The 25,296-nt window shown below is 65.7% G+C and carries 24 protein-coding genes and 2 pseudogenes; 20 read left to right on the top strand and 6 right to left on the bottom strand.

The window, feature by feature from the left end:
- Nucleotides 1-4 precede the first annotated feature (4 nt).
- From RR42_RS30540 to RR42_RS30530, 4 genes are all read left to right on the top strand, one after another.
- The gene (locus RR42_RS30540) at nucleotides 5-856 is read left to right on the top strand and encodes a universal stress protein (protein ID WP_043355537.1); all 852 of its coding nucleotides are present in this window, start codon (nucleotides 5-7) and stop codon (nucleotides 854-856) included.
- A gap of 96 nt (nucleotides 857-952) precedes the next feature.
- Nucleotides 953-1,219 (top strand): hypothetical protein, encoded by a 267-nt coding sequence (locus RR42_RS41310; protein WP_236702079.1) that lies wholly within the window; start codon nucleotides 953-955, stop codon nucleotides 1,217-1,219.
- 35 nt (nucleotides 1,220-1,254) lie between these two features.
- Nucleotides 1,255-2,205, top strand: coding sequence for a cation diffusion facilitator family transporter (locus RR42_RS30535; RefSeq protein WP_043355535.1), 951 nt, complete (start codon nucleotides 1,255-1,257; stop codon nucleotides 2,203-2,205).
- 155 nt (nucleotides 2,206-2,360) lie between these two features.
- On the top strand, nucleotides 2,361-3,785 hold the full coding sequence (locus RR42_RS30530) for a DHA2 family efflux MFS transporter permease subunit (protein WP_052495084.1): 1,425 nt from the start codon (nucleotides 2,361-2,363) through the stop codon (nucleotides 3,783-3,785).
- 57 nt (nucleotides 3,786-3,842) lie between these two features.
- On the opposite strand, the gene RR42_RS30525 is transcribed toward RR42_RS30530, so the two are convergent.
- Nucleotides 3,843-4,787, bottom strand: a complete 945-nt coding sequence (locus RR42_RS30525; RefSeq protein ID WP_043355533.1) for a LysR substrate-binding domain-containing protein — start codon at nucleotides 4,785-4,787, stop codon at nucleotides 3,843-3,845.
- A gap of 157 nt (nucleotides 4,788-4,944) precedes the next feature.
- Here RR42_RS30525 and gtdA point away from each other — a divergent pair, with 157 nt between their 5' ends.
- From gtdA to RR42_RS30500, 5 genes are all read left to right on the top strand, one after another.
- Complete coding sequence (gtdA, locus tag RR42_RS30520) at nucleotides 4,945-5,991, top strand: gentisate 1,2-dioxygenase (RefSeq protein ID WP_043355531.1); 1,047 nt, start codon at nucleotides 4,945-4,947, stop codon at nucleotides 5,989-5,991.
- A 66-nt stretch (nucleotides 5,992-6,057) separates the two neighbouring features.
- On the top strand, nucleotides 6,058-6,756 hold the full coding sequence (locus RR42_RS30515; RefSeq protein WP_043355529.1) for a fumarylacetoacetate hydrolase family protein: 699 nt from the start codon (nucleotides 6,058-6,060) through the stop codon (nucleotides 6,754-6,756).
- A 41-nt stretch (nucleotides 6,757-6,797) separates the two neighbouring features.
- Nucleotides 6,798-7,442: a maleylacetoacetate isomerase gene (gene maiA, locus RR42_RS30510; protein WP_043355527.1), complete on the top strand. Its 645-nt coding sequence runs from the start codon at nucleotides 6,798-6,800 to the stop codon at nucleotides 7,440-7,442.
- 61 nt (nucleotides 7,443-7,503) lie between these two features.
- Complete coding sequence (locus RR42_RS30505; RefSeq protein WP_043355526.1) at nucleotides 7,504-8,712, top strand: 3-hydroxybenzoate 6-monooxygenase; 1,209 nt, start codon at nucleotides 7,504-7,506, stop codon at nucleotides 8,710-8,712.
- A 123-nt stretch (nucleotides 8,713-8,835) separates the two neighbouring features.
- A complete protein-coding gene (locus RR42_RS30500) occupies nucleotides 8,836-10,179 on the top strand; it encodes an MFS transporter (protein WP_043358225.1) in 1,344 nt (447 codons plus the stop codon).
- A gap of 328 nt (nucleotides 10,180-10,507) precedes the next feature.
- On the opposite strand, the gene RR42_RS30495 is transcribed toward RR42_RS30500, so the two are convergent.
- The 3 genes and pseudogenes from RR42_RS30495 to RR42_RS30485 all read right to left on the bottom strand — a co-directional run bounded on the left by RR42_RS30495 (nucleotide 10,508) and on the right by RR42_RS30485 (nucleotide 12,574).
- Complete coding sequence (locus RR42_RS30495; protein ID WP_043355525.1) at nucleotides 10,508-11,737, bottom strand: MFS transporter; 1,230 nt, start codon at nucleotides 11,735-11,737, stop codon at nucleotides 10,508-10,510.
- Nucleotides 11,738-11,844: 107 nt separating this feature from the next.
- Nucleotides 11,845-12,003: pseudogene (locus RR42_RS40875) on the bottom strand (alpha/beta hydrolase); the annotation flags it as partial.
- 217 nt (nucleotides 12,004-12,220) lie between these two features.
- On the bottom strand, nucleotides 12,221-12,574 hold the full coding sequence (locus RR42_RS30485; RefSeq protein WP_043355523.1) for a cyclophilin-like fold protein: 354 nt from the start codon (nucleotides 12,572-12,574) through the stop codon (nucleotides 12,221-12,223).
- Between the two features lie 236 nt (nucleotides 12,575-12,810).
- Between RR42_RS30485 and RR42_RS30480 the strand changes: the two genes are divergently transcribed.
- The 9 genes from RR42_RS30480 (at nucleotide 12,811) to RR42_RS30440 (ending at nucleotide 22,800) form a co-directional block, all read left to right on the top strand.
- A complete protein-coding gene (locus RR42_RS30480; RefSeq protein WP_043355522.1) occupies nucleotides 12,811-13,776 on the top strand; it encodes a LysR family transcriptional regulator in 966 nt (321 codons plus the stop codon).
- Between the two features lie 241 nt (nucleotides 13,777-14,017).
- The gene (locus RR42_RS30475; RefSeq protein WP_043355521.1) at nucleotides 14,018-15,868 is read left to right on the top strand and encodes an OPT/YSL family transporter; all 1,851 of its coding nucleotides are present in this window, start codon (nucleotides 14,018-14,020) and stop codon (nucleotides 15,866-15,868) included.
- Between the two features lie 63 nt (nucleotides 15,869-15,931).
- Nucleotides 15,932-16,291: a hypothetical protein gene (locus tag RR42_RS30470; protein ID WP_043355520.1), complete on the top strand. Its 360-nt coding sequence runs from the start codon at nucleotides 15,932-15,934 to the stop codon at nucleotides 16,289-16,291.
- Between the two features lie 571 nt (nucleotides 16,292-16,862).
- Nucleotides 16,863-19,676: a monovalent cation/H+ antiporter subunit A gene (locus RR42_RS30465; RefSeq protein ID WP_043355517.1), complete on the top strand. Its 2,814-nt coding sequence runs from the start codon at nucleotides 16,863-16,865 to the stop codon at nucleotides 19,674-19,676.
- Nucleotides 19,676-20,071 (top strand): Na+/H+ antiporter subunit C, encoded by a 396-nt coding sequence (locus tag RR42_RS30460; protein WP_043355513.1) that lies wholly within the window; start codon nucleotides 19,676-19,678, stop codon nucleotides 20,069-20,071. Before RR42_RS30465 ends, RR42_RS30460 begins: the two co-directional genes overlap by 1 nt.
- Complete coding sequence (locus RR42_RS30455) at nucleotides 20,068-21,600, top strand: monovalent cation/H+ antiporter subunit D (RefSeq protein ID WP_043355511.1); 1,533 nt, start codon at nucleotides 20,068-20,070, stop codon at nucleotides 21,598-21,600. The genes RR42_RS30460 and RR42_RS30455 overlap by 4 nt, the downstream gene beginning before the upstream one ends.
- 4 nt (nucleotides 21,601-21,604) lie before the next feature.
- Nucleotides 21,605-22,108, top strand: coding sequence for a Na+/H+ antiporter subunit E (locus RR42_RS30450; RefSeq protein WP_043355510.1), 504 nt, complete (start codon nucleotides 21,605-21,607; stop codon nucleotides 22,106-22,108).
- Entirely contained in the window at nucleotides 22,093-22,368 is a 276-nt protein-coding gene (locus tag RR42_RS30445) for a K+/H+ antiporter subunit F (RefSeq protein WP_043355509.1), read from the top strand. Before RR42_RS30450 ends, RR42_RS30445 begins: the two co-directional genes overlap by 16 nt.
- Nucleotides 22,369-22,392: 24 nt before the next feature.
- Nucleotides 22,393-22,800, top strand: coding sequence for a Na+/H+ antiporter subunit G (locus RR42_RS30440; RefSeq protein WP_236702240.1), 408 nt, complete (start codon nucleotides 22,393-22,395; stop codon nucleotides 22,798-22,800).
- An 18-nt stretch (nucleotides 22,801-22,818) separates the two neighbouring features.
- Here the strand turns inward: RR42_RS30440 and RR42_RS30435 are convergent, their stop codons facing one another.
- Complete coding sequence (locus RR42_RS30435; protein ID WP_043355507.1) at nucleotides 22,819-23,136, bottom strand: high-potential iron-sulfur protein; 318 nt, start codon at nucleotides 23,134-23,136, stop codon at nucleotides 22,819-22,821.
- Between the two features lie 235 nt (nucleotides 23,137-23,371).
- Here RR42_RS30435 and RR42_RS30430 point away from each other — a divergent pair, with 235 nt between their 5' ends.
- Complete coding sequence (locus RR42_RS30430) at nucleotides 23,372-24,079, top strand: hypothetical protein (protein WP_043355506.1); 708 nt, start codon at nucleotides 23,372-23,374, stop codon at nucleotides 24,077-24,079.
- A gap of 110 nt (nucleotides 24,080-24,189) precedes the next feature.
- Here RR42_RS30430 and RR42_RS40115 read toward each other — a convergent pair.
- Nucleotides 24,190-24,288 (bottom strand): annotated as a pseudogene (locus tag RR42_RS40115) (glucose dehydrogenase); the annotation flags it as partial.
- Between the two features lie 257 nt (nucleotides 24,289-24,545).
- Here RR42_RS40115 and RR42_RS30425 point away from each other — a divergent pair.
- Nucleotides 24,546-25,232: a hydrolase gene (locus RR42_RS30425; protein WP_043355504.1), complete on the top strand. Its 687-nt coding sequence runs from the start codon at nucleotides 24,546-24,548 to the stop codon at nucleotides 25,230-25,232.
- Nucleotides 25,233-25,296: the final 64 nt, after the last annotated feature.

The raw sequence follows: 25,296 nt of genomic DNA, 5'->3' as shown, positions 1-25,296 counted from the left end.
CATCATGTATTTCAAGACCGTACTGGTCGAACTCGGCGCCGATCCCGGCTGTGCGGATCGCGTCAACCTGGCGGCGGAGCTGGCGCAGCGCTCGGCCGGCCATGTGATCGGGGTGACGGCCACCGGCATGCGGCTGGAGCCGTTCCGGGGCGCGGGCGACGAGGCGGGATACTACGCGGAACTGGCCCGGCGCCAGTTGCTGGCGCAGGGCGCCGAAGCCAGCGCCGCATTTCATCGGGCCATGAGCGAAGCGGCGCCCGGCGTGGGCTTCACCCATCGGATCATCGAGGACGACGTGGGCTGGGCGCTGGTCCAGCAAGGTCGGGTGGCGGACGTGGTTGTCCTGGCCCGCTTGCCGGGGCCGGAATCCATCCCGGTGCTGGTGGCACAGACCCCGGAATATGTGTTGCTCAACACCGGTCGCCCGGTACTGCTGGTGCCGCCGGGCGTGCGGCATCTGCCCTGCGAGCATGTCGCCATCGCATGGGATGGCGGGCGCGAGGCCGCCCGGGCCGTGGCCGATGCGATACCCCTGCTGCGCCTGGCCAAGCGTGTCACCGTGGTGTCGGCATCCAGCACGCATGACGGCGAGGCGACCCACGGCATGCCCGATGTGCCCGGTGCGCACGCCGGCCTGCGCGACCACCTGGCACGCCAGGGCATCACCAGCGTCATGCACGCCGTGCAAGGCAGCCACCGGGTCGGCCAGTTGCTGCTGGAGGCAGTGCGGCATTTGCAGGCCGACCTGCTGGTGGCGGGCGGCTATGGGCACGCCCGGCTGCGTGAGCTGGTCACTGGCGGCACCACCCGCACCCTGATGCGCCACGCCGACATTCCGGTGTTGATGTCGCATTGAAGGTTGGTCTCGGCCGGCATCAATATATTTATTGATATAATATTAATATATATATTGATTGGCGGGCCGGGGTCACGCCCGGCCTTTGCCGAACCCATGCAAGGGGCTTCTCCCTCCCTGAGCCTGGATGGACACGATGCGCGCCGCCGCGGACGATGCCACCGCCATGTTGCGCGCTGGTCCGCGCTGGGCGGGGGCTTGCTGATTGGCCTGGCCGCCGCCGCGCTCGTGCTGCTGGGCGCGGGCGCATGGCAAGGCGCAGTCTCTGTGCTGGCCATGCTGGCCGGCATGGCGCTGTTCGAGTGGCTAGAATGGCTGGGGCGCGGCCGCGCTTTGCCTGGCAAGGCATTCGCTGGACATTAACCGCACATTAACCGGACAACAGGAGTCATCCATCGATGCGAAATGATGAGATCATCGACGAGGCCGAGGTAGAGACGCCCGCCATGGCTCAGGCGGCGCGGCGCAGCACCTGGGTGAGCGTGGCCGTGAATATCCTGCTGACCTGCATGCAACTGGTGGCGGGCGTGGTGGCCGGCTCCCAGGCGTTGATCGCGGATGCCATTCACTCGCTTTCCGACCTGGTCTCGGACTTTGTGGTGCTGTTCGCCAGTCACCATAGCCGCAAGGGCGCGGATGCCGACCACCAATACGGCCACCAGCGTTTCGAGACTGCCGCCTCGCTGGCAATCGGCTTGCTGCTGCTCGCGGTCGGCGCCGGCATGCTGTGGTCGGCCGTGCAAAAGCTGGAGTATCCCGAGTTGATCCAGCCGGTCAAGGGTGTCGCGCTGTGGGTGGCATTGGGCGCGCTGGCGGCAAAGGAATCGTTGTTCCGCTACATGCTCGCCGTGGCCGAGCGCGTGCGCTCCAGCATGCTGGTTGCCAACGCATGGCATGCGCGCTCGGATGCGGCATCGTCGTTGGTGGTCGCCGTGGGCATTGGCGGTAACCTGCTTGGCTACCACATGCTCGATCCAGTGGCCGCCCTGGTGGTCGGCCTGATGGTGACCAGAATGGGCTGGAAGTTCTCCTGGGATGCCCTGCATGACCTGATGGACCGTGCCGTGGACGCGCAGAGCATCGAGGCGATTCGTCAGGCCATTCTGGCCACGCCAGGCGTGCTGGGCCTGCATGACCTGAAGACCCGCAAGATGGGCGACGCGATCCTGGTCGATGTGCATCTGGAGATCGATGGCGCAATGACGGTCGAGGAAGGACACCGTATTGCGGTGCAGGCGCGCCTCGCTGCCATGCAGATTCAGGACGTGCTGAATGTGATGACCCATGTCGACCCGGTGCGCGTGCCGCGGCACCAGGCGGAGGACCCGGCGCGCGCGGGCGCGGCATGATGGACTGACCAAGGCGTGGGCCGGGCGGGGCAAACGTCGTTTGCCGATGCCCGGTATGATTGCCATCCTGGCTTGAAATGGCTTTCCCGGTGGCAAAAAGCGGCCCGCTCGCTTCGCCGCGCAGACACGCATCCCCCCCCCGCACCCGCCGCTCCATGGACCAAACGCAAACCCAGTCGTCGTCGATGAGATTCCTGCCCTATCTCGTCGCGGCCACCTTCTTCATGGAGTACCTCGATACCACCGTGCTCGCCACGGCGTTGCCGCAGATGGCGCAGTCGTTCGGGGTCGGGCCGAATGACCTGAGCCTGGGTATGACGGCCTATATGCTGGCGCTGGCGGTGTTTATCCCGATCAGCGGCTGGATCGCGGATCGCTTTGGGTCGAGGACGGTGTTCGGCGGGGCGATCGTTGTTTTCACGGTGGCCTCGGTGCTGTGCGGCGCATCGAACGGGTTGTTCGCGTTCACCGCGGCGCGCGTGCTGCAGGGCATTGGCGGCGCGATGATGGTGCCGGTCGGGCGGCTGATCGTGGTGCGCAACACGGATAAGCGCCAGTTGATCAAGGCCATTTCCACCATCACCTGGCCGGCCATCGTGGCGCCTGTGGTGGGGCCGCCCATCGGCGGGTTTATCACTACCTACGCATCCTGGCGCTGGATCTTCCTGCTCAACGTGCCATTCGGCATCGCCGCGCTGATCGCTACCTTCATGATGATCCGCAACGAACGCGCGAGCGAGCCCAAGCCGCTTGATATCGTTGGCTTCGTGCTCAGTGGCACCACGCTCACCTTCGTGCTGTATGGCACGGAACTGGCCAGCCAGCAAGGCGCCAGCCTGGCAACGGCGGGCGCGTTCGTGGCCGCCGGCCTCGTCCTGGGCGTGCTTGCCGTGCGCCATGCGGCGGGGCGTGAGCATCCGCTGCTCGATTTCACCACGCTGCGCGTGCCGACGTTCTCGGTCACCGTGATCACCGGGTCCGTCACCCGTATCGGCATCGGCGCGGTGCCGTACCTGATGCCGCTGCTGTTCCAGGTTGGCTTCGGGCTGTCCGCGTTCCGCTCCGGGCTGTTGCTGCTCGCCAGCGCGCTCGGCAACCTCGGCATGAAGGCATTGACCACGCGCGTGCTGCAACACTACGGCTTTCGCGCCACCGCGATCGTCGACGTGGCTTTCGCCAGCGTGTTCATCGTTGCGTGCGGGTTGCTCACGCCCGAGACGCCGCTCGCCATCGTGCTGTTCGTTGTGTTTATCTACGGCGTGACGCGCTCGATGCAGTTCTCCACGCTCGCCACGCTGGCCTACGCCGATATCCCGCAAAACCAGATGAGCAGCGCCAATACGCTATGGAACGCTGCCCAGCAGATGTCGATCGGGCTTGGCATTGCGTTTGGCTCGCTGTCGCTGAGGATTGCCGCATCGTTGCGCGCACAGGCCAGCGACGTGCCGCACTTTACGCTCGGTGATTTTCGCTGGGCGTTTCTCTTCGCGGGCGTGCTGACGCTGGTGTCGTTGATCGGCTATGTCCGGCTCGCGCCGGATGCGGGGCGGCATCTGTCGAGCCGGCGGGCGGCTGGATGACAGGGTCCTCCCGATATGAAGTGAGCAACGGGCGAGCGTGAGCCGCGCGGGCTGGCGTCATCCGTGCGTGTCGTCGGGGATTTCATCGACCGAGCGCACCGCCGCGCGCCGCAGGGCATCCAGCGCGGCACTGACCGCGATACGGCCAAAGCCGTCGTCGCGCCAGTACATGGATACCGAGCCAAAGCCCGCCAGCCGCAGCGGCAGGATGCGTAGGGCGCCAAGATGCTCCAGGCGCCGTGCGGTCCGGTGCGAGGCTACGCCGATCATATTGCTGTGGTTGAGCAAGGTCAGGTTGAGGATGACCGAGTTCGACTCCACGCAATCGGCCGGCATGCCCTGGCCAGCCGCGTTCAGCGCCGACTCCAGCGTGTTGCGGATGGGCGTGCCGCGTGGCCACACAATCCACCGGTATGCCTGCAGGTCGCTCCAGCCCGGTTCGGCCAGCTCGAACAGCGGATGCCGCGGGCGTGTGACGAAATGGATCGGCTCCATGTAGAGCGCCTCGGCGCGCATCTGCCCGTCCTGCAGTTCCGGCGCGGAGCGGCCCACCACGATATCGACCTCGCCCCGGGCCAGCTGCGCCATCAGCAGGTTCATGGTGCTTTCCACCAGCCGGACATGGGCTTTCGGCAGGCGCTGCAACAGCGAGGTGACGGCTAGCGGCACGGTATCGGCAGCCGACGCGCCGGAGGTGCCGATCACCACCAGGCCGCTGCCGCCTTCGCGCATGGCCTGCATGTCGTCGCGGGCGGTATCCAGGTGCGCCTCGATGCGCCTGGCATGGGCAATCATCGATTCGCCATAGGGCGTGGGGCGCAGGCCGCGCGCGTGGCGCTCGAACAGCGGCAGCCCGATGTCGTCTTCGAGTTCCTTGAGCCATTTCGACAAGGCGGGCTGCGTGGTGCTGAGCGCTGCGGCTGTCTGGCTCATGTTTCCGGTCTGCGCCAGGCTAAGCAGCATCTGCAGGTTGCGCAGCCGGAGCCGCTGGGTCCAATCCATCAGGGTATTCCCTTTGAGATATATCCATATTCATATGGATAAGAGGAATCTGTCATTTTACAAGGTATATCTCACGGCGTATAAATCTTCCATCGCACCCCGCAGCCCATAGCGGCTGCCCAGCGCCCCGAGCGGGCGATGAATCGGAGACAAGGCCATGCCAGACGCAAAGAAGCGCACCGACCGTTCAGCTTATTACAGCCGCATCGGCCGCAACCAGATGGCGCCCCTGTGGGAATCGCTGCACGCGTTGGTCCCGCGCGAGCCGCGCCCGCAAGCGCAGCCGGCGATCTGGAAATACGCCGAGATCCGCCCGCTGGTGATGCAGGCGGGCGAGGTCATCAGCGCGGAAGAAGCCGTGCGCCGCGTGCTGGTGCTGGAGAATCCTGGCCTGCCCGGCAAGTCCAGCATCACCTCCACGCTGTACGCGGGCTTGCAGCTGATCCTGCCCGGCGAGATTGCCCCCAGCCATCGCCATACCCAGTCCGCGCTGCGCTTTATCGTGGAGGGCCGCGGTGCCTGGACCGCCGTCAACGGCGAGCGCACCACCATGCATCCGGGCGATTTCATCATCACGCCATCTTGGACCTGGCATGACCACGGCAACCCGTCCGTGGCACAGGGCGGCGAGCCGGTGGTCTGGCTCGACGGGCTGGATATCCCGCTGCTGCAGCACCTGGATGCCGGCTTTGCGGAAAACTACCCCGAAGCCTCGCAGCCGGTGCTGCGTCCCGAAGGCGACAGCTTTGCCCGCTTCGGCCACAACATGCTGCCGGTGCGCCACCGCGTCACCGATCCCACCTCGCCAATCTTCAGCTATCCCTATGCCCGCAGCCGCGAGGCGCTGGACCAGCTCTACCGCAACGGCGAGCTCGATGCCTGGGATGGCGTGAAGCTGCGCTATGTGAACCCGACCACCGGCGGCTGGCCGATGCCGACCATGGCTACCTTCATGCAATACCTCCCTGCCGGTTTCCAGGGCAAAACGTATCGCAGTACCGACGCCACCATCTATTCCGTGGTGGAAGGGCGCGGCACCGTGCGCATCGGCGAGGCGCAGTTCCAGTTCGAGCCGCGCGACACCTTCGTGGCCCCGTCCTGGCAGCCGGTGCAACTGGCTTCGGTCGAGGACACGGTGCTGTTCAGCTATTCCGACCGCCCGGTGCTATCCGCGCTCAACCTGCTGCGCGAGGAGCGCACCTGATCCGGCGCGGTCCCATTACTTTGTCTTTTTCCCCTTCTCTTGCCTGATTCTTGCCTGAGGTCTTCCATGTCTTTCGTCATTACCCCTCCCGCCGCCGTGGCCGTGCCGGTCGTTGGCACCAGCGACCAGTTTCCCGTGCGCCGCGTCTACTGCGTTGGCCGCAACTACGCCGCGCATGCCCGCGAGATGGGCTTCGATCCCGACCGCGAGCCGCCATTCTTCTTCTGCAAGCCGGCCGATGCCGTGATCCCGGTCGCCTGCGGCGAGACCCTGACGCTGGCGTACCCGGCCCAGACCAGCAACTACCACTATGAATCCGAGCTGGTAGTCGCCATCGGCAAGGGCGGCTCGGATATTGCGCTGGAACAGGCGCTGGAGCACGTCTGGGGTTATGCCGTGGGCCTGGACATGACCCGGCGCGACCTGCAGATGAAGATGCGCGAGATGGGGCGCCCGTGGGAAATCGGCAAGGCCTTCGACGCCTCGGCGCCGATCGGCCCGATCCATCCGGCTAGCGAAGTGGGGCATTTCGAGCAGGCCGCGATCTGGCTGACCGTCAACGGCGCCGACAAGCAGCGCAGCGACGTCACGCACCTGATCTGGTCGGTGGCTGAGACCGTGGCGGACCTGTCCAAGTACTTCCGCCTGGAACCAGGCGACCTGATCTACACCGGTACACCGGAAGGCGTCGGGGCCGTCAAGCCGGGTGACCTGATGGTTGCCGGCGTGGAGCGCCTGGGCGAGCTGTCGGTGCGGGTGGCCTGACGGCATCGAGATTCCGGAATTTCGAGAAAGAGGGCTTCACCGTGCAGATCTATAGTTTCTTCAACAGCTCCACGTCGTACCGCGTGCGCATCGCGCTGGCGCTCAAGGGCCTGCCATGCGACTACCAGCCGGTCAATATCCGCGTGGGCGAGCATCGCGCCGCGGACTATGTGGCGGCCATCAACCCCTCGGCGGTGGTGCCGGCGCTGGTGGACGGCGACTTCCACCTGGGCCAGTCGATGGCGATCATCGACTACCTCGACGCCTGCCATCCCGAGCCGCGGCTGATCCCGCAAGCGGCGGAGCCGCGCGCGCGGGTGCTGGAGCTGGCCAATGTGATTGCCTGCGATATCCATCCGGTCAACAACATGCGCATCCTGCGCTACCTGCAGGACACGCTGGGCGTGACGCCGGAGCAAAAGGACGCCTGGTACCAGCATTGGGTGGACGAAGGGCTGGGCGCGGTGGAGCGGCTGCTGGCGCAGCACGGGCGCGGCCCGTGGTGTTTCGGCGACCAGCCCACGCTGGCCGATTGCTGCCTGGTGCCGCAGATCGCCAATGCGCAGCGCATGGGCTGCCGTACCGAACGCTTCGAGCGCACCATGGCGGTTTACCGCCATGCCTGCGAGCACCCGGCCTTCCAGCAGGCAGAACCTCAGCGGCAGCCGGACTACACGGCGCGCTAACCAATGCGACAGGGCACCCCGAGGCCGGATGGCCACCGGGTGCGCACCCAAGGAGACGAACATGAACAACACGCGCAGCACGGACCGCAAGGTGATCGTGGTCGGTGGCGGCATCGGCGGCCTGGCCGCCGCACTGGCGCTCGCCCGGCAGGGCATCCGCGTTGAATTGCTGGAACAGGCGGCCCAGATCGGTGAAATCGGCGCCGGCATCCAGCTTGGTGCCAACGCCTTTGCCGCGCTGGACGCCTTGGGCGTGGGCGACGCCGCGCGCAAGCGCTCCGTGTTCACCGACTACCTGGTGATGATGGATGCGCTCGACGCCACCGAAGTCGCCAAGGTGGATGTCGGCGAGCGCTATCGCCAGCGCTTTGGCAACCCCTACGCGGTGATCCATCGCGCCGACATCCACCTGTCCATCCTGGAAGCCGTGCGGGATCACCCGCTGATTCAGTTCCGCACCGCCACCACGGTGTGCGCGCTGGAGCAGGACGAGCGCGGCGTGAGCGTGATCGACCAGCACGGCGAACGCCACCAGGGCGATGCCGTAATCGGCTGCGACGGTGTGAAATCCGCCGTGCGCCAGGCCTTGCTCGGCGACGAGCCGCGCGTGACCGGCCACGTGGTGTACCGCGCCGTGGTGGATGTGGCCGACATGCCGGCCGACCTGCAGATCAATGCGCCGGTGGTGTGGGCCGGCCCCAACTGCCATCTGGTGCATTACCCGTTGCGCGGCGGCGAGCAGTACAACCTGGTGGTGACCTTCCATAGCCGCGAGCAAGAAGTCTGGGGCGTGCGCGATGGCAGCAAGGAAGAAGTGCTGTCGTACTTCGAGGGCATCCACGCCCGCCCGCACCAGATGCTGGACCGGCCCACCTCCTGGCGGCGCTGGGCCACCGCGGACCGCGACCCGGTGGCGCAATGGAGCTTTGGCCGCGCCACCCTCCTGGGCGATGCCGCCCACCCCATGACGCAGTACCTCGCGCAGGGCGCCTGCCAGGCGCTGGAAGACGCCGTGACACTGGGCGCGGCCGTGGCCGAGACCGAAGGCGATTTCGTGGCGGCCTTTGCCCTGTACGAGAGGGCGCGCATCCCGCGCACCGCGCGCGTGCTGTACTCCGCGCGCGAGATGGGCCGGCTGTATCACGCCAAGGGCGTGGAGCGGCTGGTGCGCAATTCGCTGTGGGTCGGACGCACGCAGGACCAGTTCTACGACGCGCTGCAATGGCTGCACGGCTGGCGCGCGGAAGACTGCCTGGGCGGGGCGCGGTAGGGGGAGCGCCGGCCCGGAGTGCCCCAAAGTGCGCAAAAGAAGCAAAGAGCGGCCAAAGAGCCGCCAGAACATGGCGAGCCGATCGCAAGTCGGCCGCTTCGAAACACAATGCAGGAGACCGCTGTGCCCACGCAACCATCCATCGGCATCACCGAATTCATCGACCGCCAGCCGTTATCGGCCTTCCAGGTCACGATCGTCGTGCTTTGCTTCTTGATCGTCGCCATCGACGGATTCGATACCGCCGCGATCGGCTTTATCGCACCCGCGATCCGCGCCGAATGGCAGCTCACGCCGGCGCACCTGGCGCCGTTGTTTGGCGCCGGGCTCACCGGCCTGATGGCTGGCGCGTTCCTGTTCGGACCGCTGGCCGACCGCTTTGGCCGCAAGAACGTGCTGCTCTTTTGTGTGCTGTTTTTTGGCGTCGCGAGCCTGGCCTGCGCGTTCTCCGGCTCGCTGTGGGGGCTGGTGGCGCTGCGTTTCCTGACCGGTCTGGGGCTGGGCGGCGCCATGCCCAATACCATCACGCTGACCTCTGAGTATTGCCCGGCCAAGCGCCGCTCCTTCCTGGTCACGACCATGTTCTGCGGCTTCACGATTGGCTCGGCCCTGGGCGGCCTGGCCTCGGCGAGCCTGATCGAAGAGCACGGCTGGCGCGCCGTGCTGCTGCTGGGTGGCGTGCTGCCGTTGCTGCTGCTGCCGCTCCTGGTCTGGAAGCTGCCTGAGTCGGTCCGCTACCTGGTGCTGAGCGGCAAGCACCCGGAAAAGGTGGCGGCCATCCTGGAGCGGATCGCGCCGCGCGAGCGTGTCGCGCCTGGCAGCATCGTGGTGGCGGACAAGCGCGCGCCCGGCTCGCCGGTTGCGCACCTGTTCAAGCCCGAGCTGGTGCGCGGGACCTTGCTGCTGTGGCTGACCTTCTTCATGAGCTTGCTGGTGATCTACCTGCTGTCGAGCTGGCTGCCCACGCTGCTGCGGGCAACCGGGATCTCGCTCAAGACGGCGGCCCTTGTCACCATGATGTTCCAGGTGGGCGGCACGCTTGGCGCCATCGTGCTGGGCTGGCTGATGGACCGGGCCAACCCGCACTATGTGCTGGCCGCAAGCTACGCGCTGGCAGGTGTGTTCATCACCGCCATCGGCAGCCTGACCACGGCGCCATGGCTGGCCGGGGTGGCGGTATTCGCCGCTGGCTTCTGCATCTCCGGCTCGCAAGTGGGCGCCAATGCCTTGTCGGCGGCCTACTATCCCACCGATTGCCGCGCCACCGGCGTGAGCTGGGCCAACGGCGTCGGGCGGATGGGCTCGGTGGTTGGCTCGGTCGGGGGCGGGACGATGCTGTCGATGGGCCTGACCATGCCCGCGCTGTTCCTGATGGTGGGGATACCGGCGGTGATGGCTGGCGCCACCATGCTCCGGTTCGGACGCCATCGCGCGGGCCAGGCACGGCGCATGGCGGTGGCGGCCTGAGGGCTTCCAGCGGCGGGTGCGCGTTTCATCCTTGAATGTTCAAATGATAATCGTTATCATTTCTGGCCTCGGGTTAGTGACACGATCTGAGTCAGCAAATGGGTTGCCGGACATGTCATGTGTCCGGTTTTTTTGTTTCAGCATGACTTCAGCTCGGCACTTCGCCGGACTGCGCTCAAGCCCTCTGCACGTCGTGCGCGCGTGGCGCGCGGCGGGTAATGCCGATTGGTTCGAGCGGAAGGTTGCCAGCATGGGCACCATAGGCTTTGATGGTCATGTTCTTTCTCCTTTAGGCAGATCGACTAGCGACAGGCGGCAGGCCGGCTTCTCAGGCATGTGCCGCAGATCTGCGTGCAGTCATGACCGTCAGGACGGCAGAGATCGCCAACAGCACCGCGCTTACCACGAAGGTGCTCTGATAGCCGCTGTGGTCGAACAGCAGGCCGCCCACGGTGGAGCCCAGTGCGATGGACATCTGAACCACGGCGACGAACAGACCGCCGCCGGCCTCTGCATCCTTGGGGAATACCTTGGCGATCCAGGCCCACCAGCCCACAGGCGCCGAGGTGCCTGTCAGGCCCCACAGGCCGAGCAGCGCGACAACGCCGGCGATCCAGCCGCCGAAAGCGATCAGAGCCAGGGCCGTCGCGGCCATCAGCAGCGGAATGATGATCAGCGTCTGATAGAAGCCCCGCTGCAGGACGCGGCCAATGAGTACGGTGCCGATGAAGCCCGCCGCGCCGATCACCAACAGGATCAGCGAGATCGTGGCTCCATGCACTCCCGTGATCGTTTCCAAGAACGGCCGCACATAGGTGAACAGCCCGAACTGCCCCATGAACAGCAAACTGCTGGCCAGCATGCCCACAGCGACACCGGGGCGCGCGAACAGGGTGAACACCTTGAACACATTGCCGATGCCGGACACGCGTGCCGCCGCTTGCATCGACGGGAGCGTCTTCCACTGCCAGGCCAGCGCGATCAGCGACACTGGAACCAGACACAGAAACGCACCGCGCCAGCCGATGACAGTGCCCAGGTAGGCGCCCAGCGGCGCGGCGACCGCCGTGGCGAGTGCGTTGCCGCCATTGACGATGGCGAGAGCGCGTGGCACATCGCGCGCTGGCACCAGCCGAATGGCCGTGGCCGCCGACATTGACCAGAATCCGCCAACGACGACGCCGATCAGCGCCCGGCCTAGCATGTAGGTGAAGTAGTTCGGCGCCAGTGCGACGATCGCGCCGGAAACGCCCATTGCCGCCGTCAGCCCCAGCAGCAGGGGCTTGCGGTTCAGGTTGCCTGCCAGCGCCGAGATGAACAGGCTCGCAAGCACCGCGAACGCGCCGGAGATGGCGATGCCCTGGCCGGTCATGCCTTCGGTGACATGAAGGTCTCTTGCCATGGGCGTCAGCAGGCTGACGGGTAGGAATTCCGACGCGATCAGTGCGAGAGCACAAACCGACATGGCAAAGACGCCGCTCCAGGCCGCCGGCTGCTCTTGAGGTTCGTTGAGGGTGTTGGTGTCGCCCTTGGGGGTGTCGATGGCGGTGGCTGTCATGAAATACTCTTCTTCTGTCGCTCAATAGGAAATGCCGCGCAGCCCGTTAGGGTGTGCGCGGCCAGGTATGGAAACGCGAGGGGTGCAGCTCGCCCGCCCCGGTGGCTTTATACCGGCGTAGCCAGGTTTTTCTGAAAGAACGCCGTCAGCTTGTCGAAGGGGATGACGTCGACGCGGTCGTACAAGTCCGTGTGGACGGCCCCCGGAATAATCATGAGTTCCTTCGGCTCTGCCGCCGCCGTGTAGGCTGTTTCGGGGAATGTCTTGTCCCACTTGGTGCCGAGCTGCGCTTGCGCCTGGGCCATTGATGGACTCGCGCCAATGGCGCCGAGGCACAGGGGGGCGATTCCGGTGCCGTTCATTTTCGGCAAGTTGCGGCGGCCCACGTCGGCAACGTCCAGCGTGGCGATGTCGCTGCTCATTTCAATGCTCTTGGTCATGATGGGTATTTCTTTCAACGGGTAGATGTCACGGGAAGGCGGTTCAGGGTGCTACGCGCTCAATCCGCACTTTGTACGGCCCGGGCCGGGACAAGATGGGCAGACCCTCATCAACCTTGCCCAGCGGCAACAGGCTGCGCGAATAGGAGCGAGGCTTGATTAAGATCGCCAGGTTGCACCAAGGCGCGTAGTGAGTCAGCTCACCGGCCACGGGCGCCATGCCCTCAGGAGCGCCCTGCTTGGACAGCGTGCGCGGCAGGTCGGAGACACGCTCGATGGTGTCGTAGTCCGTCATCGTCAAGGACAGCGGCAGCAGCGACGCGAAATCCCGGGCGGTGACGTTGTCGTATAGGGTGGCGATGGCGACCTGCTCGCCGACGATCAGGCGAATCTTCATGACGGAATCCTTGGAAGGCGCAGAGGCCGCGCCGGCCGATGTCTGGGCGACCGAGCTGCCAGCCCCACAAGCGAGCCGACCAGCAGAGCCATCGCTCCCCGTCGCCATTGAAAGGGGGACGATTTTCATGCCTCCTATCTTCAGCTTTGGAGGCCGCGTTGACTAGCTAATGAATGCTTAAAGGCCCTATAAGGTAAGCTAATAAGTATTTTTGGTTTTACACGGGAGACCGAGCTGTGGCCAGACGCAACCTCAACGACCTTCTATATTTCGTCACCATTGCGCGCGAAGGCAGCTTCACACGCGCCGCGGCGCATCTGGAGGTGACGCAATCGGCATTGAGCCAGGCGATCAACGGCCTGGAGGCACGACTTCAGATCCGGCTGCTGACTCGCACCACGCGCAGCGTCTCGCCGACGGCAGCAGGCGAGCGCCTGTTGAATGCCATCGGCCATCGGTTTGACGAGATCGAGTCCGAGTTGGATGAACTGACTGAGCTGCGCGACAAGCCTGCGGGGACGGTGCGCATCACCTGCGGCGATCACATTCTACGAACCACGATTCTCCCGAAGCTCACCCCGTTGTTGCGCGAGTACCCCGACATCAAGGTCGAGTTCGACGTGAACTACGGCTTCCGGGACATCGTTGCGGATCGCTTCGATGCGGGTGTCCGGTTGGGCGACACCATCGACAAGGACATGATCGCCGTGCCCATCGGGCCGCAACTGCGCATGGCGATTGCCGCGTCGCCCGAGTACTTCAAGTCGCACCCGATTCCCAAGAAACCGCACGACCTGCTGAATCACAACTGCATCAACATGCGGATGCAGAGCAGTGGCGGGATTTTTGTATGGGACTTTCAGCGGCGTGGCAAGCAGTTGAATGTGCGCGTGGATGGACAGCTCATCTTCAACACGTCGCACAACATAGTGGAGGCCGCGCTCGCCGGACTCGGCATCGCCAGTCTGCCCGAAGAAGAGTTCGCACCGCATATCGAGGAAGGCCGCCTGGTACGCGTGCTGGACGACTGGTGCGAGCCGTTCTCGGGGTTCTTCCTGTACTACCCCAGCCGCCGGCAACCGTCGCCAGCTTTTTCGCTGGTTGTGGATGCGCTTCGGTATAGGGAGAGCAACTCAAGCAAAGGTCAGCTTGGTAGTTCGACCAGGAAAGTTAGGTCGCGGAAGGATTCGTCTGCGCAATAAGCCGTCTCGATTCATGAATGTGCGCGGTCCTTGACTGCGCGTTCTTCGCTCTGGATGACGCCAGACCGCTTGGGCTATGATGAAAAACGAGCCCGCCGTTGCTCGGCAATCCCGCACGACCTAGTGCGCCGCTTGCGGTAGCATCTGCCCAGCGCCGGCAGCGTTGTCCTCGCTGCGCGGGCTTTTTCCTTTTCCTTCGATCCAGCGCCACCGATGCGGCTTGCCCGCATGGGGGAAACCAATGACGGCAGTCGGCAGGCCACCGCAAGACGCTACCTCGCCGGCACACGCCGGGAGGCTCGGTGCCACTGCCGCCGGCGGCCGGCGCTGGGCATGGCTGCCAGAGCAGGGCGGCTGGAAATACCATGCGCTGCTCGGCGCCATCGGGGTCCTTGTGCTGGGCCCGCTGGGCGGGATTGCGGCGGCGTACATGAACTTCTCGCTCGGCTTCTTTGTGGGCGGGCAGGTGCTGGCAGGCATTCTCGGCTCCACGGTGACCTACGGCTATGGCGCGGACGGCCGCCATGGCGCGAACTATATCCAGACCATTGCCGCATCGGTCGCCGGCATGAGCGGCATGGCCGTGGTGATCCAGGCGATGACCTGGATGGGCCTGCCCGAGCCGCCGATATGGCAGTTGATGTTGTACATGCTTTGCGTGGGCATGTTCGGCGTGGGCGTGGGCATGTTGTACACGCCAATCCTGGTCGATCGGCTGCAACTCACGTTTCCCTCCGGGCTGGCGGTGGCCAACATCCTGCGCGCCCTGACGGATCCGGTGCTGCTCAGGCAGTCGGTGTCGCGGCTGGCTGGCGGCACGGTGCTGGGCATCGTCAGCGGCATCGGTGCGGCCCGCGTGGAGCGGCTTGCCGCCATCGATTTGTCCGCGTCCACCTTTGGCGCGGGCATGATCGTCGGGGCCCGCATCGGCGTGGCGGCGCTTGTTGCCGGGCTGGCGGGCCAGGCGTTGATCCCCTTTTTTGTCTCGATCGGCTGGCTGGCGCCGGGCGACCCCTTTCGCAAGATCACCTTCCTGATTGCGCTCGGCATGATCATGGGCGCCGCGCTGCTCGATATCTCGCTGATCCTGCTCAAGGTGTACCGGCATGGCCGGCAGTTGCCCGCACGGATACGGCGCGAGCCCTCTGCGGCGGCAGGTGACGGCAGCCTGTGGCGGATGGTGGCGTGGGTGCTGTTCTGGGGGCTCGCGGTGGTGGCGGTGGGCGTGGGCCTGCTGCATCAGCCCGCGGGCTACATGGTGCTGGCGGTGTTGCTGGTGTTCGTGTTCGCCATGGTCAACGGCATCTCGGTGGGCATGGTCGACCAGAACCCGATTTCTTCCGCATTCGTGCTGTCCGTGATCCTGATGGCCGCGCTGGGTTTGCGTGACCCGAATGTGGGGCTGATCGCGGCGACGGTGCTGCTGGTCTCGACCAGCGAGGCGTGCGACATGCAGCAAGACCGCTCCACCGGCTGGCGGCTCGGCACCAGCCGCACCGTGCAGTTTCGCTTCCAGGTGGCGGGCATCGTTGCCGGCGCGGTGCTGGCCGTGTTGTTCGCCAGGCTGTTCATGCGGGCGTATCCGGCGCTGGCGCTCGACCAGACTGTGCTCTCGGCCGGCGAGCAGCCCCAGCACTGGGCTTCGGCCATGACTTACAAGATCGTCGGCGCGTTGCGCGGCTTGACCAACGACTTGCCGCACCAGCGCACGGCGGTTGTGCTGGGCATCGTTCTTGGGCTGGCCACGGCGGTGCTGCGCCTTCTGGTCAAGTCGTGGCCGCGCTACCAGCGCTTTGCCCGGGCGGGAAGAGGCGGCCGCGTTGCCGATTTCCTGCTGGATGCGGTGTTGCTGCCGTCGCCCTATGCCTCGTCCTTTGGCGGCTTCGTCAACCTGCCCACCTCGGCGTGGTTCGCGCTGGGCGGCGTCGTGGCCAGCCTGCTCAACCGCTTGCGCAATCCCGGGGACGCGCCGGATACCTTGCCCGAGGACATGAGCACGACATCGCTGGTGGGCGGCGGGCTGATCGCAGGGGATGCGCTGGCGGCGCTCGGGCTTGGCATCGCGGGACTGCTGTTTACGGCTTTACGCTAGCGCGCAGTCGCCGCCGCAGGCTCAGCCTGCCGCCTGCAGCATCGACATCTTGGAGTTCGACATATGAGGGGCCTCAAGATCTTCCGCTGGCCGGTCTATTTCGTGGTACTCATCGTCCTGGCCAACTACGTCCTGGGAGCGCGACTGCGAGCGAAAGCCGACAGCTGCACGCGTGACGTTTCCCACGACAGGACCTATGTCGCGGAGCAATGCATCATTGACTCTTGGCGCGGGGTTGTTACGGTGCGGGTGCGGATCTTGCGCAATGGCGGGAATACAGTGCTGGCCGAGCGCAGCTATGAAGCTGATGACAAGCATCTCGTATGGGGGGCAAACGGCAGGCATGTTTACTACGGCGGTGACAGTGGCTCGATTGACTTGCCGCCACATCCCATCGACCGTATTCGCGCCATTTTTCCCTGACGGCGGGGGCTGGAAAAACCCCTGTGATGGACGTTGCGGGTACTGCCAGTCAGGAACGCCTCAGAATCCTGAAGTTACCTCGTTTAGTGTCTATCCTTCAACTGCAGCATGCGTCTTGCGCCGGTCCGGCCTGTTCGCCGGCTGGCCAGAGGCCGACGGTTTGTGTTTGTGCCTGAAGGTGCGCCTGCAGCAGTGCGACCTGGAGCGACTTGGCATTGCCGCTGCCGCACCCCGTGTTCAATTCTTTTGAGATGGATCTGAATTCTTTATCCGGGATGGAGAGGACATGCCGGAGGTGAGTGGTTGTGGCGCAAAATAGGCTGCGGCAGCGGACGGGGGGCTGGCAGCGTGGGCACGCCCCGGCGGCGGCGCCCTCATCGCGAGATCGGATGTGCCGGTGATTGTCGTCAACCTGCCTGAGGCGCGGACGCCATCCCGCGTACCCCAAGCGTGCCCATGAACGCCACGGAGCTTCCCTGGACGCCGACACATTGAACGCCATCGATACTCCCCTGAACCTCATTGATGCCCCCGCCGCCGGCAGCACGCGGCGCGCTTGCGGAGCCCGCCGATGGTGATGGCCTGGTTGATCGCGCTTCCCTTGCTGGCAGCGTTGCTGCTGCTGCCGGTGCGGCGCCACGTACCCTTTCTGGCCACGCCCATCGTGGTGAGCACGCCATTGCTTGGCCTTGGCTTGCTGCTCAGCGTGCGCAGCGCGGTGTTCGAGGGCCGCACCATTGCCTGGCGCCAGCCCTGGCTCGAGGACATCGGGCTAAGCCTCAGCCTGCGGCTGGACGGCCTGGCCTACGTGTTTGCGCTGCTGGTGCTGGGCATCGGGTTGCTGGTCATCCTTTATGCGCGCTACTACCTGCCGCGCAGCGAATCCACCGGACGTTTTTTCTCCCTGCTGCTGCTGTTCATGGCGGCGATGCTGGGCGTGGTGCTGTCCAGCAACCTGCTGCTGCTGGCGGTGTTCTGGGAGATGACCAGCATCGTGTCGTTCCTGCTGATCGGCTTCTGGTCCTATCGCTCCGATGCGCGCAAGGGCGCGCGCATGGCGCTGACGGTGACCGGCGGGGGCGGGCTGGCGTTGCTGGCCGGTGTGCTGTTGCTCGGGCATATCTGCGGCAGCATGGAGCTCTCCGTGGTGCTGGCCCAGGCCGGCACCGTGCAGCGCCACCCGCTGTATCCGGTGATGCTGAGCTTGATCTTGCTGGCGGCGTTTACCAAGTCCGCGCAATTTCCCTTCAGTTTCTGGCTGCCGCATGCGATGGCGGCGCCCACGCCGGTGTCCGCCTACCTGCATTCCGCCACCATGGTCAAGGCCGGCGTCTTCCTGCTGGCGCGGCTGTATCCGGTGCTGGACGGCACCAACTGGTGGTTCTACATGGTCAGTCTCACCGGCCTTGCCACGCTGGTGCTTGGCGCGGGCATGGCCTTGCTGCAGCGGGACCTCAAAGGCCTGCTGGCGTATTCCACCATCAGCCATCTTGGCCTGATCACGCTGCTGTTCGGCCTGGACACGCAGTTGAGCACGGTGGCCGCGCTGTTCCACATCATCAACCATGCGGTGTTCAAGGCGTCGCTGTTCATGGCGGCGGGCATCATCGACCATGAGACCGGCACGCGCGACCTGCTGCAGCTGCGGGGCCTGCGCCGCTATATGCCGCACACGGCGTTGCTGGCCATCGTGGCGTCGCTCTCGATGGCGGGCGTGCCGCTGTTCAACGGCTTCCTGAGCAAGGAGATGTTCTTCGGCGAGACGCTCGCACAGGGCCTGCTGGGGGATTTCAACTGGATCATCCCGGCGGCGGCGACCTTTGCCGGGGCGCTGACGGTGGCGTACTCGCTGCGCTTTATCTACGGCGTGTTCTTTGGCGGCGAGCCGGACGGCCTGCCGAACTATCCGCCACATGAGCCGCCGCGCTCCATGAAGATTCCGGTGGAGGTGCTGGTTGCCATCTGCCTTGTGGTCGGGCTGTTCCCGGCGTATACGGTGGGGCCCTTGCTGGCGACGGCCGCCCTGGCCACGCTAGGCGGGCCGCTGCCGGAATACAGCCTCAGCTTGTGGCATGGCGTCAATCTGCCCCTGGTGATGAGCCTGGTCTCGATGGCCTGCGGCAGCGTGCTGTTCTTCTTGCGGCGCAACGCTTTTCATCGGATGCAAGCGCGTTTTGCCCATCTGAATGCGCGCGATGCGTTCGAGGCGGGCATCGACAGCCTGGCGCGGATCGCCGGGCGCGTCACCGGCGCATTCGAGACCGGCTCGCTGCAAGGCTACCTGGCGTGGATGCTGGCCGCCATGCTGCTGATTCCCGCCGTCTTCCTGTCCGACCTGGACACGCTGGCTGGCCCGGTGCCAGCGATCCCGCTCGACCTCATGACGGTGGCGGGGATGGGTTTGCTGGGGCTGTCGGCGATCGGCGTGGTGATTGCCCACCGGCAACGGCTGAACGCGCTTGTGCTGCTGAGCGCGTGCGGCTTGCTGGTGGCGCTGCTGTTCACGCGCTTCTCGGCGCCGGACCTGGCGCTGACGCAGGTCTCGGTCGAGATCGTCACCATCCTGCTGCTGGTGCTGGCCTTGTATTTCCTGCCCGTCGACCGGCCGGATTCGTCCTCGCTGGGCAGGCATGTGCGCGACGGCTGCCTGGCGCTGGGCGGCGGCACGTTGCTGGCCATCCTGGCCTACGCGGTGATGACCCGGCCTTACGACGCGATCTCCTCGTTCTTCCTGGCCAACAGCGTGGAAGGCGGCGGTGGCCATAATGCGGTCAACGTGATCCTGGTGGACTTCCGCGGCTTCGATACGATGGGCGAGATCTGCGTGCTGCTGGTCGCCGGCCTGGCGGTGCAGGCGCTGCTCAAGGGCATGCGCCTGACGGCGCCGCCAGCGGGGCCCAAGGGGCTGCCATGGTCAACCCAGAGCCATCCCTTGCTGCTCGCCATCCTGGCCCGGCTGATGTTGCCGCTGACCATGCTGGTCGCGGTCTTCATGCTGCTGCGCGGGCACAACCTGCCGGGCGGCGGCTTTGTCGCCGCGCTGATCACGGCGGTAGCCTTGCTGCTGCAGTACGTGGCCAGCGGCGTGCTGTGGACGGAGGCGCGCATCGCGCTGAACTATCGCGCGCTGGCCGGTGGCGGCATCCTGGTGGCGGGGCTGACCGGCCTGGGCAGCTGGGCGTTCGGTTTTCCGTTCCTGACCACGGCCTTCGGCCATTTCCACATACCGGTGCTGGGAGAAATCGAACTGGCGACCGCCATGGTGTTCGACCTGGGCGTTTATTTCACGGTGGTGGGCACGACCTTGCTGATCGTGTCCCACCTCGGCGTGCGTGACAAGCGCCTCGATGGCAATGTCAATGGCAATGCGAAGGAGGGGGGCTGATGGAAGCCGTCTACGCCGGCACGCTCGGCATCCTGATGGCCTGCGGCATCTACCTGCTGCTGCGTGCCCGCACGTTTTCCGTGGTGATGGGGCTGGCGCTGATCTCGTACGCCGTGAGCCTGTTCCTGCTGGGGATGGGGCGGCTGTCCACCGGCCGCCCGCCGATCATTGCCACGGGCGCGCAGTATGCCGATCCGCTGCCGCAGGGCCTCGTGCTGACGGCCATCGTCATCGGCTTTGCCATGACGGCATTCGCGGTGGTGCTGGCCTTGCGCTCCCTCGGCATCACGGGCAGCGATCATGTGGACGGCAGGGAGGCGGGCCCGGCGCGGGGCGAGCCGCCGGCGGCCGGCACCCCCGGCACCCCTGGCACAGACACGGCGAGCGGCCAATGACCCACAGCCTCCAGCCATCGATTCTCCTGCCCATCCTGCTGCCGATGTTTGCCGGCGGCCTGCTGGTGGCCGCGCCGGCACGCTGGGGCCGGGCCCAGCGCGTGCTGAGCACCGCGGCCGCGCTGCTGCTGTTGCCGGTCGCGGCGTGCATGGTCGGCGTGGCGGCCACGGGTGCCATCCTGGTCGATCACATCGGGAACTGGCCAGCGCCGTTTGGCATCGTGCTCCAGCTCGACCGGCTGGGCGCCCTGATGCTGTTGCTGACCGCGGTGCTGGGCGCGGCTGCCGTGGTGGCGGCGGGGCGGGGCGATGCGCGCCTCGGGCGGCATTTCCATGCGCTGTTCCAGTTCCAGCTGATGGGGCTGAACGGCGCCTTCCTGGCCGGCGACCTGTTCAATCTCTTCGTCTTCTTCGAGATCCTGCTGATCGCCTCCTATGCCTTGCTGCTGCACGGCGGCGGGCGGGCACGCATCGGCGCCGGGCTGCACTACGTCGTGCTGAACCTGGCCGGATCCGCTTTCTTCCTGATCGCGATCGGTGTGCTGTACGGGCTGAGCGGCACGCTCAACATGGCGCATATGGGCGTGCGGCTGGCCGGGCTGGCGCCGGCCGATGTGCCGCTGGCCACGGCGGCGGGCGTCATGCTGATGCTGGTCTTCGCGCTCAAGGCCGCGCTGTTTCCCATGGTTTTCTGGCTGCCCAAGGCCTACGCCAGCGCCGCGGGCTCGGCCGCTGCGCTGTTCGCCATCATGACCAAGGTGGGCATCTATGCCATCTTGCGCTGCGCGGCGCTGGTTTTCGATGCCCCGGATGGCATGCTGGGCGTGTTCCTGCATGACTGGGTGTGGTGGCTGGCCCTTGCCACCATGGCGTTCGGCGCCCTCGGCGCGCTGGCCGCCCCGAACCTCAAATCGCTGACCTGCTACCTTGTGGTGGCATCGGTAGGGCTGCTGGCGGCCAGCGTGTCGATGCAGACAGCGCAAAGCTGGGCGGGCGCGCTGTATTACCTGCTCAGCACCACGCTGTGCACGGCGGCGCTGTTCCTGCTGGCGGACGCGCTGGAGCCGGCTGCGCCTGCCGCCCCGGCGCGCGAGCCGGTGGCGGTGGTCCGCGGCTCGCGGCTGGCCGGCTTGCTGTTCCTGGTCGCGGCGGTGGCGGCGATCGGCCTGCCGCCGTTATCCGGCTTCATCGGCAAGGTCATGGTCATGCGCAGTGCCTCGCTGCCGGCGGCGGCCGTGTTGTGGCCTTGCATCCTGCTGTCCAGCCTGGCGCTGCTGATTGCGGTCAGCCGCACGGGCACGCGCCTGTTGTGGCGCTTGCCTCAGGATCACGATCCGGAGCGCCATCGCGCCTGCCAGCGCATTGCGCCCGACGGCTGGAAGCTGGGCTGCTGCGCGTTCCTGCTGGCCTGCAGCCTGGCCCTGGTCGTGGGTGCCCGTCCGCTGAGCCAGTATCTTGCCGACACCTGCGCCCAGTTGTTCGACCGTGGCGCGTACCTGCGCGCGGTGCTGCCGTCCGGGGGAGGCTGACACCATGTGGAAACGCTTGTTCCCGCATCCCTGGCTCAGCCTGGCGCTGCTGGCGATCTGGCTGCTGCTGGCCAATAGCGCATCGCCAGGCAACCTGGCGCTGGGTGCCTTCCTCGGCTGGGCATTTTCGCTGCGGATCGGGGCACGGCTCTGGCTGCGGCCGGTGCGGGTGTCTCGTCCCGACCTGATGCTGCGCTTGTTCGTGCATGTGCTCATCGACATCGTGGTGGCCAATGTGGAAGTGGCCATCCTGGTGCTGGGGCCGGTGTCCCGGCTGCGCGTGGCCTTTATCCAGGTGCCGATCGATGTCGAGCACGAGCTGGCGCTGTCCGCGCTGATCAGCATCGTGTCGCTCAGCCCTGGCACCTTGTGCGCCGAACTCAGCGACGACCGCCGCCGCCTGCTGGTGCATGTGCTGGATCTTGACGATGAGGCCCGCCTGATCGCGCTGATCAAGACGCGCTACGAGACACCGCTAAGGGAGATATTCGAATGCTTGCCGTCGTAATGCCGATCTCGCTGGCGATCCTCGGGATTGCCTGCCTGCTGACCTTTATCCGCCTGGTGCGCGGACCGGGCCTGCCCGACCGCATCGTGGCGCTCGATACGCTCAATATCAATGCCATCGCGCTGATCATGGTGTTCGGCATCTGGCTGCGCTCGGCGCTGTTCTTCGAGATTGCGCTGCTGATCGCGGTGATGGGCTTCATTGGCACCGTCGCGCTGACCAAGTACCTGCAGCGTGGCGACATCATCGAGCTCAAGTAACCGGCACCGGGAGACCCAATGGACTTGATGAGCCCTGTAGCGGAAATCGCCACCTGCGCGCTGCTGCTGATCGGCAGCGTCTTCACCCTGGTCGGCGCCATCGGCCTCGTCCGGCTGCCGGATTTTTTCATGCGCTTGCACGGCCCGACCAAGTCGACCACGCTTGGCGTTGGCGGCGTGGTGCTGGCGTCGGTGGTGTTCTTCAGCAACCAAGGCGACGGCCTGAGCCTGCATGCGTTGCTGGTTACCGCGTTCCTGTTTCTTACCGCGCCGATCAGCGCCCATATGCTGGCCAAGGCTGCCATGCAGCAGCGGCTGCCGGTGGACCCGCGCACGCGCGGGCGATTGTGGGATGCCCAGGACCGGGAGCGCAGCGAAGCGCCGGCGCAGGGCGCGGAACCGGCTTCGCCCCGTGACGCTCAGGGCAACTGAGCCTGCAACCTTCGGTCTTTATCCCTGTTCCCACGAACTGCACCATCCGGCGGCAGCTACCTGCTTGTCGCCAAACAGCACGCAGCCGCCGGTTGCCGGGTTGGCGCCTTCCTGGAACAGCTGGCAGTTGGCGCAGGTCTGGCTGGCGGCATGCCTGGGATATCTGGCCTGGTCCACCTTGCGGGTATCCGCCTTGTAGCCCAGCTTGACCGCCTGCGGTTCGGCCTCGTCGAGCGTGGGCGCGGCGGCGTAAGCGCCACGCCAGGCCGGGACGGTGGCAAGGCTTGCGACAACCGCCACCGGCATGGTTTTCAGGAATTGACGGCGGGAGGACATGGGGTTTCCTTTTTTCTGTGGGCCGGCGGCGTTTTTGCGGGGTGTTTCGGCATCCGGCGGGGCGATTGTGGCACAGGCGCTGCCGGCTGGTTGCGGGTTGATGCGGCGCCGACCCATCCGAGCGCTTCGCCGCGCCATATCTGTGGCAAACTCGGCGCTGACTTTTTTTGTGCCTGCGCCGCTGGCGCGCATTCAATCCCGAGCCCTCAAGCCCTCATCAAGCCCAATCAAGCCCATGACCGCGTCCACCAATACCGACACTCTCCGCCAAGCCCTGCAGGAGCCGCTGCCTTTGCAGCTCGCGCCCTTGATGGGCACCGCCTTTGCCGAGGCGGGCGAGGCGGAGCGGTTTGCCATCTATACGGAACCGCCGGAAGCGCCCGGGCGCGATGAGGTGCTCGCTGCGCTGCGCAGCCATCTCGACGCGCACGCCGGCGACGAGCCGGCCGTTGGCGAAGTCCTCGACAGCGAGGACTGGGAGCCGGGCCAGGCGTTCGAGATGGACATGGATACCGATGAGGTTTGCGGCCAGGTGCTGTTCTACCGCCTGATCCTCGCGCGGGACCTGGATCCGGTCGGGTACTGCGCGTTCGAGATCAATGCCGACGAAACCGGTGTGATCTTCGTCACGCTGGTCGAGTCGTGGATTCGCCCGCAGTACCAGCCGCTTGGCCTGCAGCGCGGCTTTGTGCAACTGCTGGCCAATGCCGTCTACGCCGTGCTGGGCGACCTGGATGCGCGGCTGCAGGTGGCGGGCGAGCGCAGCGCGTCGTTCGAGGTGTTGCTGGGGCTGGACCAAGCATCCACTGCGGGGGCTGCGCTGTTGCAGTCGGTTGCCGATACACTGAAGGCGTGGACGGTCGCGGCGGATGCTGCCGGGCGCGAGCCGCTGGGCATTACCAGCGTCCGTGTTTCGGTGCTTCCCGCCAGCTCGGCGGGTTGATCGCCGTCGGCAAACATTGCGGCTGCCGGTCTCCAGCTTGCCCAGCAGGCAACGAGGACCGGTCCATCATGTGCTGCGCCACCAGGTGGCCTCCTGCTGGCGGCTTTCGCTCAGGTGCGGGTGATCGATGCGCCACCATCCACCGGAGGCGCGGTTCCGGTCACGAAGGCTGAATCGTCGGATGCCAGGTACAGCACCGACATGGCAAGGCCGCGCAACGACGTCAGCATCTTTTTGAAACGGCCTCTAAGCGCATGACGCCATGCAGGGGCTGAAGAGTGCACGCTGCCGCGTAAGAAAAGCCTGGCCCGTTTGAATAGAGTTCCTATATTAGTAAGGCCCAAAGCATGGGGCGTGCTTCGTATCGCTTCATGCGCGCACGCGGGCGCTGCACCCGCGACGTGAATCCAAGGCGAGGGCGTCACGCGTCCTCGATCGATCCGTACGTCCGTATCGGAGAAACACCATGACTAACCCGAAGCTCGAGGTATTGACACCGCAGAACAGTCAGTTGATTTTCATCGATCACCAGCCACAAATGGCCTTCGGCGTGCAATCCATGGACCGGCAGGCCCTGAAGAACAATACGGTCGGATTGGCCAAGGCCGCGAAGATCTTCAATATTCCCACCACGATCACTACCGTGGAGTCCGAGAGTTTTTCGGGCTTCACCTATCCGGAATTGCTCGACGTGTTTCCAGGCACGAAGCTGCTTGAACGCACATCGATGAACTCCTGGGATGACCAGAAGGTGCGTGACGCGCTCGCGGCGAACGGGCGCAAGAAAGTCGTCGTCTCCGGCTTGTGGACCGAGGTGTGCAACAACAGTTTTGCGCTGTGCGCGATGGCCGAGGGCAACTACGAAATCTACATGGTGGCCGACGCCTCGGGCGGCACTTCCAGGGAAGCACACGACTACGCCATGCAACGCATGATCCAGGCCGGCGTCGTCCCCGTGACCTGGCAGCAGGTCCTGCTCGAATGGCAGCGTGACTGGGCGCACCGCGACACCTATGACGCCGTGATGAAGCTGGTCAAGGAGCATTCCGGCGCTTACGGCATGGGCGTGGATTATGCCTACACGATGGTGCACAAGGCCGAGCAACGGACCAGCGGCAAGCACGAGGCCCTGCCGGCAGTGCCCGCCCGCTAGCGCTTGGCCAGACTGCTCTTTGCCGAACCGGCGGGTGCCGCTTTGCCGCGGCCCCGCTGCAGTC

This window comes from Cupriavidus basilensis (genome assembly GCF_000832305.1).
GTDB classification, from domain to species: Bacteria; Pseudomonadota; Gammaproteobacteria; order Burkholderiales; family Burkholderiaceae; genus Cupriavidus; species Cupriavidus basilensis_F.
The sequence above is the reverse complement of the archived record's forward strand: the minus strand, read 5'-3'. Positions and strand labels throughout refer to the sequence as shown.